Genomic DNA, 12,263 nt, shown 5'->3' on the forward strand with positions numbered 1-12,263 from the left:
TCGGCGGATGACGCCGTTGGCGTCATGCGCCCTACGGAGCTATCGGGACTTCGCGCTGTCCGTGGCGTAGGGCGAATAACCGCAGAGCGGTTATCCGCCATTTCGGCGAGATATCGGCGGATGACGCCGTTGGCGTCATGCGCCCCACGGAGCTAGCGGAGCCTTGCGTCGCCGGGCCTCAGATCCACAGGATGAAAGCCAGTACCAGGGCGAAGAAGCCCCATTTCTGCAGGTAGTAGAGCTTGCGGTTGCGCTTCTTCAAACGTTTGCCCTGCAGGCGGATCTTGTAGAGGCTGTCGAAGATCCGATTGAGTCCGCCGGTCCGGTCGCCTGCGTTGTTCGGGGCGGCCGCGGTAGCCATCACGTTGCGGCTGAACCAGCGGTTGAAGGCGGTGGCCCAGCCCTGGGTCAGCGGCCGCTCGATGTCGCAGAAGAGAATGATGCGGTTGTGTTCGGTGGCGTTTTCCGCGTAGTGGATGAAGGTTTCATCGAACACCACCGCCTCGCCGTCGCGCCAGTGGTAGCGCTCGCCGTCCACCTCGATGAAGCAGGCCGGGTCGTTGGGGGTGAACAGTCCCAGGTGGAAGCGCAGCGAGCCGGCGTAGGGATCGCGGTGTCGCACCAGCTTCGAGCCCGGCGGCAGTTCGGCGAACATCGCCGCTTTGACCGAGGGAATCTGCCGCAACAGGGCGGTGGTCTGCGGGCAGAGTTGTCCGGCGGAGGGATGGGCCTCGTCGTACCATTTCAGGTAGAAGCGCTTCCAGCCGCTCTTGAAGAACGAGTTGAAACCGATATCGTCGTACTGTTCGGAACGCTTGATGTTGCCGGCGTCGTGCAGGTGCAGCGCCTCGCTGCGGATGGCTTGCCAGTTGTCGACCAGAACCTGTAGTTCGGGGAAGGTCTGCGGTGCCAGGTAGGGGCGGTTCGGTACCTTCGAGAACAGGTACATCAGGCAGTTGATCGGAGCGAGGAAGCTGGAGTGGTCGCTCAATTGGCGTGACAGCTTGTGGCGTACCCGGCCGCGGAAATGGACATAGAGGATGCTCAGCGCATAGGCCGCCAGGATGAGAACTTTCATGAATGCAAGGTCGTCGGTGCAAAAGAGGAGAATTTACTCCTGTTCTCAGTGCCTGAGTATGCTACCTGACGCTAATTCGCCAGCACTGCGCTCATTTTTCCGTAATCCTGGCCTCGAAAGGAGCGCACAATGAACGACACCGGCCGGCGTATCCTGCTCAACTGCGACATGGGCGAAAGCTTTGGCGCCTGGCGCATGGGCGACGATGTCCACAGCATGCCGCTGGTTGACCAGGCCAACCTGGCTTGCGGCTTCCACGCTGGCGACCCGCTCACCATGCGGCGCGCGGTGGAGCTGGCGGTACGCCATGGCGTGAGCATCGGCGCGCACCCGGCCTATCCCGACCTGAGCGGCTTCGGCCGGCGCTCGCTGGCCTGCTCTGCCGAAGAGGTGCATGCCATGGTGCTGTACCAGATCGGTGCGCTGGACGCTTTCTGCCGTTCCCTCGGTGCCCAGGTGGCCTATGTCAAGCCGCATGGCGCGCTGTACAACGACCTGGTCGGCGACGATGAGCTGCTGCGCGCCGTGCTCGACGCCTGCGCCGCCTATCGCAAGGGCCTGCCGCTGATGGTGCTGGCCCTGGCCGACAACGGCCGCGAGCTGGAACTGGCCGACGAGGCCGACGTGCCGCTGCTGTTCGAGGCCTTCGCCGATCGCGCCTACCTGCCGGACGGCCGGCTGGCGCCGCGGCGGCTTGGCGGCGCGGTGCATCACGATCCGCAGCGGATCATCGAACAGGCCCTGGCCATCGCCCGCGGCGAAGCCTTCCCCGACTACGACGGCAACCCGCTGCGCCTGACCGCCGACAGTCTTTGCGTGCATGGCGACAACCCGCAGTCGCTGGCGGTCCTCCGGCGCCTGCGCGCGGCCCTGGACAGCCTGTGATCCGCATCGAACCCGCTGGTGCCGAAGCCCTGCTGCTGACGCTCGCCGAAGAGCCCGAAGTGGACCTGTCTGTGCGCCTAGCCGAGCTGGCCAGACGTCTGCGCGAGGGGCTCGGCGAAGGCGTCAGGGATCTGGTGCCGGGCTGGACCACCCTGATGCTGCATTACGACCCCTACCGCATCGCCCCGCAGGTACTGGAAGAACGCCTGGGTCCGCTGCTGGCGGAGTGGCACGCCTGGCGCCCCGCCGAGGATGCCGGGCGCCTGCACGAGATTCCCGTCTGGTACGCCGGCGAGGACCTCGCGACGGTAGCGGTTGCCTGCGGATTGACTGGCGAAGGAGTGATCGAACTGCACAGCGCGGCCGAATACCGGGTCGGCGCGATCGGTTTCGCTCCGGGATTCGCCTACCTCGGCGGCCTCGATCCGCGCCTGGTCCTGCCGCGGCGGGCCACCCCGCGGGCGCGTGTACCGGCCGGCAGCCTGGCCATTGCCGAGGCGCAGACGGCGATCTATCCGCAGGCCTCGCCCGGCGGCTGGCACCTGCTGGGACGCAGTCCGTGGCGTCCGTTCGATCCGGCCGCCACTCCTCCGTGCCCACTGGCGCTGGGCGACCGGGTGCGCTTCGTCGCCATCGGGCGCGAGGACTTCCTCGACCTGGGCGGGCGCGAATGAATGGTTTGCGGGTCGTCAAGGCGGGACCGCAGAGCCTGCTGCAGGACGACGGCCGGCGTGGCTGGCAGCACCTCGGCGTATCCGCGGGCGGCCCTCTGGACCGCCAGGCGGCAGCCTGGGCCAATCGTCTGCTCGGTAATCCCTGGGGGACGCCATTGCTGGAAATCGCTTTCGGCGGCTTGGTGCTGGAGTGCAGGGTGGAGGCGACCTGGCTGGCGTTGACCGGAGCGCGCCTGGCGCTGACGGTGGACGGTCGCGAATGCCTGCCCTGGAGTCGCTTCCGGGTCCGCCGCGGGCAACGCATCGATCTGGGCTTCGCCGAGGCCGGGCAGCGTGCCTACCTGGCCTGCGCCGGCGGGTTCCGGGCGAGGCCGGTACTGGGCAGCGTCGCCTGCCAGGTTCGCGACGGGCTCGGCGGTTTACAGGGCGATGGCCGGATCCTGGCGGAGGGCGATTGCCTGCCGTGTGCCGAAGCGGGAGCGGCGTGTCCGTGGGATGCCAGCGTGCCCTGGTGTTTCCAGCCGGACTACCGGCAGCAGCGGCCCTTGCGCGTGCTGCTCGGCGGCGATGCGGCGGCCTTCGACGCAGCCAGCCGGCAAGCCTTCTTCGCCAGCGCCTGGCGAATCAGCCCGCGGTCCGATCGCATGGGTGTCCGCCTGGCCGGCAAGCCACTGCGCGGGGCGCCGCGCGCCTGGTCGCAGGGCGTGGTGGAGGGCGCTATCCAGGTTCCGCCCGATGGCCAACCCATCGTGCTGATGGCCGACCGCCAGAGCATGGGCGGCTATCCGCTGCTGGGCTTCGTCCATCCACTGGACCTCTCGCGCCTGGCGCAAAGCCCCGCGCATAGCGAGGTAACCTTCGTCGAGAGCGACCTGGCGACGCAGCAGGCCGATCTGCTGCGCTTCTACCGCTTCTTCCGCGGCTGAGCGCTCAGCCGGCCAGGTGGCCGAGCGGCAGCGGCGAGGGCGCCTTGACCGTCTTGATCGCAAAGTTGCTGCGAATGTCGCTGACCCCGGGCAGGCGCAGCAGGGTTTCGCTGAGCAGGCGTTCGTAGGCGCGCAGGTCGGGGACCACCACTTGCAGGAGGAAGTCCGACTCGCCGGAGACGAGGTGCACCGAGATCACCTCCGGGAGGTCGACCACCGCACGGTGGAAGGCCTCGGCCTGCTCCTGGCGGTGGCGTTCCACCTTGATCCCGACGAACACCGTGAGGCCGAGGCCGACCTCGTCGCGGTCGATGCTGGCCTGGTAGCCGCGAATCACCCCGGCCTCTTCCAGCAGGCGCACGCGGCGCAGGCAGGGGGACGGGGAGAGGCCGATCTCCTCGGCCAGTTGGACGTTGCTCAGGCGGCCGTCGCGCTGGAGGGCGGCGAGGATGCGGTGGTCATAGGCGTCGAGTTTCATCTTGGCATATCCGGATGGATAGTCTCCAGAGAGTAGAATTTACTGCCAAATAGAATGGATAGGCTGGTGGAAAACGCAAGCACCTGCCCTGCCTTGCGGGCATAGAATCGTTATCCGGGTCACCTTCCTGGAGCCGATACGATGGACACGAGCGCTTTCCTGATTGCCCTGGCGGTGGTTTACCTGGTGCCCGGACCGGACATGCTCCTGCTGTTCCAGACCGGCGCCCGCCAGGGCCGTCGCGCGGCGCTGGTCACCGCCCTCGGCCTTGCGCTGGCTCGGGCCTGCCATGTGCTGATGGCCGCGACTGGACTGGCGCTGCTGTTCCGTACCGCTCCCTGGACCTTCGACCTGGTGCGCTTGCTCGGCGCCGCCTACCTCGCCTGGCTTGGCCTGCAGATGCTGCGCGGTGGCGGACTGGCCTTGCCGACCAGTGACGCGGGCTCCGCGCCGGTGGTCCCTCACGCCGACCGCCGGGCCTTGCTGCGCGGACTCCTGACCAACCTGCTGAACCCCAAGGCCCTGCTGTTCTGTTCGGTGCTGCTGCCGCAGTTCGTCAGCCCCGGGGCCGGTTCGCTGGCCGTCCAGTTCGCCGCGCTCGGTGCGGTCCTGGTTCTGGTTGGCCTGGCCTTCGACTGCGCCTACGCCCTGGTCGGTGGCCGCCTGGGCCGCTGGCTGGCGTCCCGGCCGCGGGCACAGCGCCTGCAGCAGTGGGGCTTCGGTGGGTTGTTGATAGGGTTCGGGGTAAGGCTGGCGCTGCTGCGCCAGCTCTGAAGGGCTGCGGGGCGGCGAGCGCCCCGTGGCGCTCAGCCGAGGAATTGCTCGGCGTGGTGGCAGGCCACCTGGCGCTGGTCGAGCAGGCGCAGCTCGGGCACCTCGCTGCGGCAGCGCTCGGTGGCGTAGGGGCAGCGCTTGTGGAAGGCGCAACCCTCCGGCGGGTGCAGCGGGTTCGGCAGTTCGCCCTGGATGCGGATCTTCGGCTTCGTCGGGTCCGGGTGGATCGCCGGGGTCGCCGAGAGCAGCGCGCGGGTGTAGGGATGCAGCGGGTTCTCGTAGAGCTTGTCCGCCGGCCCCATCTCCGCCGGTCGGCCGAGGTACATCACCAGGACATCGTCGGCGACGTGGCGGACCACCGCCAGGTTGTGCGAGATGAACACGTAGGCGGTGCGGAACTGCTGCTGCAGGTCCATGAACAGGTTCAGTACCTGGGCCTGGATCGACACGTCGAGGGCCGAGGTCGGCTCGTCCGCCACCAGCACTTTGGGTTGCAGCATCATCGCCCGGGCCAGGGCGATGCGCTGGCGCTGGCCGCCGGAGAACATGTGCGGGTAGCGCTGGTAGTGCTCCGGCCGCAGGCCGACCTGGCGCATCATCTGCTGGACCTTTTCGCGGCGTTCCTCGCGCGACAGCGCGGTGTTGATCAGCAGCGGCTCGGCCAACTGGTCGCCGATCTTCTGTCGCGGATTGAGCGAGGCGTAGGGGTTCTGGAAGACCATCTGCACGTCGCGGCGCAACTGCCGGCGCTGGTCCTTGCTGGCGCCCTTGACCTCCTGCCCGGCGATTTTCAGCGAGCCGGAGGTGGGTTCCTCGATCAGGGTCAGGGCGCGCGCCAGGGTCGACTTGCCGCAGCCGGACTCGCCGACCACGGCGAGGGTCTTGCCGGCTTCCAGTTCGAACGATACGCCGTTCAGCGCGCGCACCTGGGCATGGCCCTTGAACAGGCCGCGGGAGACTTCGTAGTGACGGGTCAGATCACGGGCGGTCAGAACGGTTTCCATCAGGCCACCTCGTTCAGCAGGTTCAACGGATAGAAGCAGCGCACCGCGCCGCGCTCGTGTGCCTCCAGGGCCGGCCGCTCCTGGCGGCAATGCTCCTGGGCATAGGGGCAGCGTGGCGACAGCAGGCAACCGCGCGGGCGGTCGTAGCGCCCCGGAACGATGCCGGGCAGGGTGGCCAGGCGGGCTTCGCCGGCACAGTGCTCGGGGATCGCCTTGATCAGCGCCTCGGTGTAGGGATGGGTCGGGCGGTCGAACAGCGCCGGCACGCCGCCGATCTCCACCGCTTCGCCGGCGTACATCACGCAGACGCGCTGGGCGGTCTCGGCGACCACGGCGAGATCGTGGGTGATCAGGATCAGCGCCATGTCCTGGTCGCGCTGCAGGTTCAGCAGCAGCTCCATGATCTGCGCCTGGATGGTCACGTCGAGGGCGGTGGTCGGCTCGTCGGCGATCAGCAGCTTGGGCTCGGCAGCGATGGCCATGGCGATCGCCACGCGCTGGCTCATGCCGCCGGAGAGCTGGTGCGGGTAGGCGTCGAGACGGCTGGCGGCGGCCGGGATCTCGACCCGTTCGAGCAGTTCCAGGGCGCGCTGGCGCAGGGCCTTGCCGCGCAGGCCGAGATGCAGGCGAAGAACCTCCTCGATCTGGTAGCCGACGGTGTAGCTGGGGTTGAGGGCGGTCATCGGGTCTTGGAAGACCATCGCCATGTCCTTGCCGACGATGCGCCGGCGCTGGCGGCCCTTGAGGGTGAGCATGTCGTGGCCGTCGAAGCGCAGGTGATCGGCGGACACCCAGCCGGGCGCGTCGATCAGGCCCATCAGGGCCATCATGGTCACCGACTTGCCGGAGCCGGACTCGCCGACGATGGCCAGCACCTCGCCCTTGTCGACGCTCAGGTCGAGGCCGTCGACCACGGGCACGGCGGTGGTGTCGCCGAAGCGTACGCTGAGGTTCTTGATATCGAGGAGGCTCATGCGGCGGTCTCCTGTGGCGCGGATACGGATGCGCTGTTCATGGTTGTGCTCCTCATGCCGCGTTCTTCAGTTTCGGATCGAGGGCGTCGCGCAGGCCGTCGCCCATCAGGTTGATCGCCAGTACGCTGAGCAGGATGGTCAGGCCGGGCAGGCTGACCACCCACCAGGCGCGCTCGATGTAGTCGCGGGCGGAGGCGAGCATGGTGCCCCACTCGGGGGTCGGCGGTTGCACGCCGAGGCCGAGGAAGCCGAGGGCGGCGGCGTCGAGGATCGCCGAAGAGAAGCTCAGGGTGGCCTGGACGATCAGCGGCGCCATGCAGTTCGGCAGTACGCAGACGAACATCAGGCGCAGGGTGCCGGCGCCGGCCAGGTGCGAGGCGGTGACGTAGTCGCGGTTTAGCTCGGTCATCACCGCGGCGCGGGTCAGGCGCACGTAGGCCGGCAGCGAGACGATGGCGATGGCGATCACGGTGTTGATCAGGCCTGGGCCGAGGATCGCCACGATGGCCACCGCCAGCAGCAGCGACGGCAGCGCCAGCATGATGTCCATCAGGCGCATGATCAGCGGCCCGGCACGGTTCGGCGAGAAGCCGGCGAGCAGGCCGAGGAGGATGCCGGGGACCAGCGAGATCACCACCGAGGACAGGCCGATCAGCAGCGACAGGCGGGCGCCGTGGATCAGCCGCGAGAGCAGGTCGCGGCCCAGCTCGTCGGTGCCGAGCAGGAAGCGCGCCTGGCCGCCTTCCAGCCAGGATGGCGGGGTCAGCAGGAAGTCCCGGAACTGCTCGCTCGGATCGTAGGGGGCGACCCAGGGGGCGAACAGCGCGCAGAACACGATCAGCAGCATGAACAGCAGGCCGCCGAGGGCGCCCTTGTTGTGCGCGAAGGCCTGCCAGAATTCCTTCAGCGGGGACGGGTAGACCAGGCTCGGGTCGCTGGCGGGAGCGTTGTGCATGGCGTTCATCGGCTGGCTCCTCAGCGTTGGTGGCGAATGCGCGGGTTGGCCAGGCCGTAGAGGATGTCCACGACGAAATTGACCAGGATGACCAGGGTGGCGACCAGCAGGATGCCGTTCTGCACCACCGGGTAGTCGCGACGGCTGATGGCGTCGATCAGCCACTTGCCGATGCCCGGCCAGGAGAAGATGGTTTCGGTCAGCACCGCGCCGGCGAGCAGCGTGCCGACCTGCAGGCCGAATACCGTCAGCACCGGAATCAGCGCGTTGCGCAGGGCGTGCACGAAGACCACCCGGGCCGGCGACAGGCCCTTGGCGCGGGCGGTGCGCACATAGTCTTCGCGCAGCACCTCGAGCATCGCCGAGCGGGTCATGCGGGCGATCACCGCCAGCGGGATGGTGCCCAGCACGATGGCCGGCAGGATCAGGTGGCGCACGGCATCGAGGAACGAGCCCTGTTCGTCGGAAAGCAGGGTGTCGATCAGCATGAAGCCGGTCTTCGGCTCGATGTCGTAGAGCAGGTCGAGACGGCCGGACACCGGCGTCCAGCCCAGCGACACGGAGAACAGCATGATCAGGATCAGGCCCCACCAGAAGATCGGCATCGAATAGCCGGCGAGGGACACCGTCATCACCCCGTGGTCGAACAGCGAACCGCGTTTCAGGGCGGCGATCACCCCGGCCAGCAGGCCGAAGGTGCCGGCGAAGAGCATGGCGGCCAGGGACAGTTCCAGGGTCGCCGGGAACAGGGTGAGGAATTCGTGCCAGACGCCTTCGCGGGTGGTCAGCGATTCGCCGAGATTGCCCTGTGCCAGATTGCCCACGTAGTCCAGGTACTGCTGGTACAAGGGCTTGTCCAGGCCCAGGCGGTGCAGGGCCTCGGCATGCATCTGCGGATCGACGCGACGTTCGCCCATCATCACTTCCACCGGGTCGCCGGGAATCAGGCGGATCAGCGCGAAGGTGAGCAGGGTCACGCCGAAGAAGGTGGGGATCAGCAGCCCCAGTCGTCGAGCAATGAAACTAAGCATGGTGGCGGGTAACTCCTCATCGCGAGCCATGCGCCCCGCCATCGACGGGGCTGTGGCCCTTGTTCTTCTACGGCTTCACCGAGGTGGTGGCGAAGTTGTTGTTGCTCAGCGGATTGATCACATAGCCCTGGACGGTGTTCCGCCGGACGTTGAACAGTTTCGGGTAGGCCAGCGGAATCCACGGTGCCTGTTCGTGGAATACCACCTGGGCCTGCTCGTACAGTTTCGCCCGCTCGGCCGGGTCGCTCAGCTCGCGGGCCTTGCGCATCAGCGCCTCGAAGTCCTTGTCGCACCAGCGCGCCTGGTTTTCCCCCGACTCGGCGGCGGCGCAGCTCAGGTTCGGGCTGAGGAAGTTGTCCGGGTCGCCGTTGTCGCCGGCCCAGCCAAGCAGCGACAGGTCGTGCTCGCCGGCCTTCGAACGCTTGAGCAGCTCGCCCCATTCCAGGGAACGGATGGTCAGCTGGATGCCGGCCTTGGCCAGGTCTGCCTGCAGCATCTGTGCTGCCAGGGCGGGGTTGGGGATGGTAGGCGAGGTGCCGTTGCGAATGAACAGGGTGATCCTGAGATTTTCCGCGCCGGCTTCCTTGAGCAGCGCCCTGGCGCGTTCGGGATCGTGCGGCCAGTCCTGGATCGAATGGTTGTAGCCGAGCAGGGTCGGGGGATAGGGACCGACCGCCGGACTGGCCGCGCCGGGGCCGAACACCGCGTCGAGCATGGCCTTCTTGTCCAGCGCGAGGTTGATCGCCTGGCGCACGCGCGGGTCGTCGAGCGGCTTGTGCTGGGTGTTGATGGCAATGTAGGTGGTCAGCAGGGCATCGATCTCGTCCACCGCCAGGTTCGGGTCCTGCTTCAGGCGCGGCACGTCCTCCGGTTTCGGGTACAGCGAGACCTGGCACTCGCCGGCACGGACCTTCTGCATGCGCACGTTGGGATCGAGGGTAATGGCGAACACCAGGTTGTCGATCGGCGGCTTGCCGGCGTAGTAGTCCGGGTTCGCCGTGTAGCGGACCTGGGCGTCCTTGGCGTAGCGCTTGAAGACGAACGGCCCGGTGCCGATCGGCTGGTTGTTCAGCTGGCCCAGCTTGCCGGCGGCGAGCAACTGGTCGCCGTACTCGGCGGAATAGATGGACGCGAAGGGCATCGCCATATCGCGCAGGAACGGCGCTTCGGGACGGTTGAGGACGAAGCGCACGGTGAGCTCGTCGACCTTTTCCACCGACTTGATCAGCTCGCCCATGCCCATCGCGTCGAAGTAGGCGTAGCCGCGCAGCGCCGAGGCATGCCAGGGATGCTTCGGATCGAGGGCGCGCTGGAAGGTCCACAGCACATCATCGGCATTCAGGCTCCGGGTCGGCTTGAAGTAGTCGGTGGTATGGAATTTCACGCCGGGGCGCAGGTGGAAGGTATAGCTCAGTCCGTCGGCACTGACGTCCCAGCGCTCGGCCAGCCCCGGGATCACCTCGGTGGTGCCGGGGCGGAAGGCGAGCAGGCGGTTGAACACGGTTTCCGCGGAGGCGTCGGCGGTCACCGCGCCGGTGTACTGGACGATGTCGAAGCCTTCCGGGCTGGCCTCGGTGCAGACCACCAGGTTCTTCGCCTGGGCCGCGCCGGCGGCGCATAGCGCCAGGGCCAGGGGCAGGTGTCGGAGCAACGGATGGAGCATGGGGTCCTCCTCGTGGGCCCCGTCGCCGGGGCCGCCGGTTGTCGCAGGTTTACAGCAGGTTGAAGGGGAAGGTGCTGACCAGGCGCAGTTCGTTGACGCTGCCGTCGACCTGGTTCTGGCTGGCCTTGTGCATCATGTAGGTGAGCTTGAAGGTGCTGTCCTTGATCGGCCCGTTCTGCACCTTGTAGGCCGCCATCAGGCCCAGCTCGTGGTGCTTCTCGCCGTCCTGGGCGCGCACCTCGGCGTAGTTGCCGTAGGCACCGTTGCGATCGCCGTCGTAGTGGGTGCCGTCGATGTCCCAGCCCTTCACGTACCACACGCCGGTGCTCAGGCCGGGGACCCCGTAGTAGCTCCAGTCGGTCTCGTAGCGGATCTGCGCGGACTTCTCGTTGGGGCTGTTGTAGTCGGCCAGCATCGAGTTGGCCAGGAAGATCGCCGAGGTTTCGTGCACGTAGTCGAAGTATTCGTTGCCGTCGACCTGCTGGTAGGCCAGGGTCAGGGCGTGGGCGCGATGGCCGAGGGTGAAGGCCAGGCTCCAGGTGTCGTTGTCGATGTAGCCGGCCTCGCGCGCGCCGGTGTCGCCGGTGTGGTAGCCGTTGAAGGCGGTGCGCAGGGCGATGCCGTTCTCGAGGTCGCCGATGTCGTGGGTCACACCCAGGTAGTACTGGTTCCAGACGTCCTGGAAATGCGAGCCATAGAGGGAGATCTCCAGCCCGTCGAGCGGCTTGTAGTTGCCGCCCAGGTAGTTCAGGCGGTCGCCCTTGACCTGGCGGGTGCCGTACTCGGTGGTCATGTCCTCGTCGCTGGAACCGGTTCGCGGGCTGACCTTGCGGAAGCTGCCGGCCTGCAGGCTGAGGTTGTCCAGCTCCTCGCTGGTCACGGCGAAGCCGGTGAAGCTGGAGGGCAGGGCACGGTTGTCGATATAGCTGAACACCGGAGTGTTGACCAGGAAGCGACCGGCCTTGAATTCGGTGTTCGAGGCGCGCAGGCGGATATTGGCGACGCCCAGCTTGGACCATTCGCCGATCGCCTCGCCATCGCTGTTCGCCAGGGTCCGGTTGCCGCCGCCGCCGATGCGGCCCTTGCCGCGCTCCAGGGCGATCTCGTTGAAGGCTGCGACGTCGAAGCCGAAGCCGATGCTGCCCTGGGTGTAGCCCGAGCTGTACTTGAGCACCGTGCCCTGGACCCAGGCGTTGCGCTGGTGGATGCGCTGGGAGCCGCCGCCGGCCTTGGGAATGCGGAAGGTGAAGCTGTCCTTCATGTTTTCCCGCGAGTAGAAGTTGCGAGTGGTCAGGGTCAGGCTCTGCCCCTCGAACAGCCCGCTGGCGCCGGCCTGGCCCTTGATCGGTTTCTCCACGCTGGGGATGCTCTGCACCTGGGCGGCGTAGCTGGGATTGTCCGGGGTCGGCGGGGTTGCCTGCTCGTCCGCCGCCCAGCCTGGCGCGGCCGATGCCATCAAGGCCAGTCCCAGCGTCGCGCCGGTCACTCGTTGGTATCTCATCACCTGATTGCTCCCTTTATTGTTGTCATGGCACCTGTTTTACCCACCAGGTTTGCGCCGGTTTCGCCCGCGCCTGGGCGCGGCGGTCGAATACGGCGAGGCGAGCGTTCCTGGCGGAACGCGCGCAGCGCCGTTCTGGAACACGGGCAGGAAAAGCAAAGAAATGAAGTACGGGTCGTGCCGTTCTTCTGCGCCCCGGTCGTTTCACGACCGGGGCGGCGTCGGCATCAGGGCTGGTTGGCTACGCCATAGAAGGCGTTCCGCGAGAAGGGGCTGATCTTGAAGTCATGCACCGACTTGTTCATCGGCTGGTACACGGT

Annotated in this window: 12 protein-coding genes and 1 pseudogene; 4 read left to right on the forward strand and 9 right to left on the reverse strand. The window is 67.3% G+C overall.

The features are described from left to right. Positions 1-178: 178 nt before the first annotated feature. Positions 179-1,078 carry a lipid A hydroxylase LpxO gene (gene lpxO / locus FFS27_RS18600; protein WP_021264148.1) on the reverse strand — a complete coding sequence of 300 codons (900 nt, stop codon included), beginning with the start codon at positions 1,076-1,078 and terminating at the stop codon, positions 179-181. A 129-nt stretch (positions 1,079-1,207) separates the two neighbouring features. On the opposite strand from lpxO, the gene FFS27_RS18605 reads away from it, so the two are divergent. The 3 genes from FFS27_RS18605 to FFS27_RS18615 are packed head-to-tail and all read left to right on the forward strand — an operon-like array spanning position 1,208 to position 3,563. Then, on the forward strand, positions 1,208-1,963 hold the full coding sequence (locus FFS27_RS18605) for a 5-oxoprolinase subunit PxpA (RefSeq protein ID WP_003120940.1): 756 nt from the start codon (positions 1,208-1,210) through the stop codon (positions 1,961-1,963). Further along, positions 1,960-2,637 (forward strand): 5-oxoprolinase subunit PxpB, encoded by a 678-nt coding sequence (gene pxpB / locus FFS27_RS18610; protein ID WP_003094459.1) that lies wholly within the window; start codon positions 1,960-1,962, stop codon positions 2,635-2,637. The genes FFS27_RS18605 and pxpB overlap by 4 nt, the downstream gene beginning before the upstream one ends. Beyond that, the gene (locus tag FFS27_RS18615) at positions 2,634-3,563 is read left to right on the forward strand and encodes a biotin-dependent carboxyltransferase family protein (RefSeq protein ID WP_023101563.1); all 930 of its coding nucleotides are present in this window, start codon (positions 2,634-2,636) and stop codon (positions 3,561-3,563) included. Before pxpB ends, FFS27_RS18615 begins: the two co-directional genes overlap by 4 nt. A gap of 4 nt (positions 3,564-3,567) precedes the next feature. On the opposite strand, the gene FFS27_RS18620 is transcribed toward FFS27_RS18615, so the two are convergent. Beyond that, positions 3,568-4,041 carry an Lrp/AsnC family transcriptional regulator gene (locus FFS27_RS18620; RefSeq protein WP_003094456.1) on the reverse strand — a complete coding sequence of 158 codons (474 nt, stop codon included), beginning with the start codon at positions 4,039-4,041 and terminating at the stop codon, positions 3,568-3,570. Positions 4,042-4,182: 141 nt separating this feature from the next. Between FFS27_RS18620 and FFS27_RS18625 the strand changes: the two genes are divergently transcribed. Beyond that, positions 4,183-4,815 carry a LysE family translocator gene (locus FFS27_RS18625; RefSeq protein WP_023101562.1) on the forward strand — a complete coding sequence of 211 codons (633 nt, stop codon included), beginning with the start codon at positions 4,183-4,185 and terminating at the stop codon, positions 4,813-4,815. A gap of 32 nt (positions 4,816-4,847) precedes the next feature. Here the strand turns inward: FFS27_RS18625 and FFS27_RS18630 are convergent, their stop codons facing one another. The 7 genes and pseudogenes from FFS27_RS18630 to FFS27_RS18665 form a co-directional block, all read right to left on the reverse strand. After that, positions 4,848-5,819 (reverse strand): peptide ABC transporter ATP-binding protein, encoded by a 972-nt coding sequence (locus FFS27_RS18630; protein WP_003110330.1) that lies wholly within the window; start codon positions 5,817-5,819, stop codon positions 4,848-4,850. Continuing rightward, complete coding sequence (locus tag FFS27_RS18635; RefSeq protein WP_003094451.1) at positions 5,819-6,793, reverse strand: ABC transporter ATP-binding protein; 975 nt, start codon at positions 6,791-6,793, stop codon at positions 5,819-5,821. The genes FFS27_RS18630 and FFS27_RS18635 overlap by 1 nt, the downstream gene beginning before the upstream one ends. Positions 6,794-6,845: 52 nt before the next feature. Further along, positions 6,846-7,757: an ABC transporter permease subunit gene (locus tag FFS27_RS18640; protein ID WP_021264150.1), complete on the reverse strand. Its 912-nt coding sequence runs from the start codon at positions 7,755-7,757 to the stop codon at positions 6,846-6,848. Between the two features lie 11 nt (positions 7,758-7,768). Then, positions 7,769-8,779: an ABC transporter permease subunit gene (locus FFS27_RS18645; protein ID WP_003105448.1), complete on the reverse strand. Its 1,011-nt coding sequence runs from the start codon at positions 8,777-8,779 to the stop codon at positions 7,769-7,771. A 67-nt stretch (positions 8,780-8,846) separates the two neighbouring features. After that, entirely contained in the window at positions 8,847-10,442 is a 1,596-nt protein-coding gene (locus tag FFS27_RS18650; RefSeq protein ID WP_021264151.1) for an ABC transporter substrate-binding protein, read from the reverse strand. A gap of 49 nt (positions 10,443-10,491) precedes the next feature. Beyond that, positions 10,492-11,946, reverse strand: coding sequence for an OprD family outer membrane porin (locus tag FFS27_RS18655; RefSeq protein ID WP_021264152.1), 1,455 nt, complete (start codon positions 11,944-11,946; stop codon positions 10,492-10,494). A 224-nt stretch (positions 11,947-12,170) separates the two neighbouring features. Next, a pseudogene (locus FFS27_RS18665) lies at positions 12,171-12,263 on the reverse strand (peptide ABC transporter substrate-binding protein); the annotation flags it as partial.

This window comes from Pseudomonas sp. 2VD (genome assembly GCF_005503585.1).
In the GTDB taxonomy this organism is placed as follows: domain Bacteria; phylum Pseudomonadota; class Gammaproteobacteria; order Pseudomonadales; family Pseudomonadaceae; genus Pseudomonas; species Pseudomonas aeruginosa.

Excerpts from the sequence above, each read along its gene's own strand:
- lpxO (WP_021264148.1), bottom strand. The coding sequence starts at position 1,078 with ATGAAAGTTCTCATCCTGGCGGCCTATGCGCTGAGCATCCTCTATGTC.
- FFS27_RS18605 (WP_003120940.1), top strand. The coding sequence starts at position 1,208 with ATGAACGACACCGGCCGGCGTATCCTGCTCAACTGCGACATGGGCGAA.
- FFS27_RS18615 (WP_023101563.1), top strand. The coding sequence starts at position 2,634 with ATGAATGGTTTGCGGGTCGTCAAGGCGGGACCGCAGAGCCTGCTGCAG.
- FFS27_RS18620 (WP_003094456.1), bottom strand. The coding sequence starts at position 4,041 with ATGAAACTCGACGCCTATGACCACCGCATCCTCGCCGCCCTCCAGCGC.
- FFS27_RS18625 (WP_023101562.1), top strand. The coding sequence starts at position 4,183 with ATGGACACGAGCGCTTTCCTGATTGCCCTGGCGGTGGTTTACCTGGTG.
- FFS27_RS18630 (WP_003110330.1), bottom strand. The coding sequence starts at position 5,819 with ATGGAAACCGTTCTGACCGCCCGTGATCTGACCCGTCACTACGAAGTC.
- FFS27_RS18635 (WP_003094451.1), bottom strand. The coding sequence starts at position 6,793 with ATGAGCCTCCTCGATATCAAGAACCTCAGCGTACGCTTCGGCGACACC.
- FFS27_RS18640 (WP_021264150.1), bottom strand. The coding sequence starts at position 7,757 with ATGAACGCCATGCACAACGCTCCCGCCAGCGACCCGAGCCTGGTCTAC.
- FFS27_RS18645 (WP_003105448.1), bottom strand. The coding sequence starts at position 8,779 with ATGCTTAGTTTCATTGCTCGACGACTGGGGCTGCTGATCCCCACCTTC.
- FFS27_RS18650 (WP_021264151.1), bottom strand. The coding sequence starts at position 10,442 with ATGCTCCATCCGTTGCTCCGACACCTGCCCCTGGCCCTGGCGCTATGC.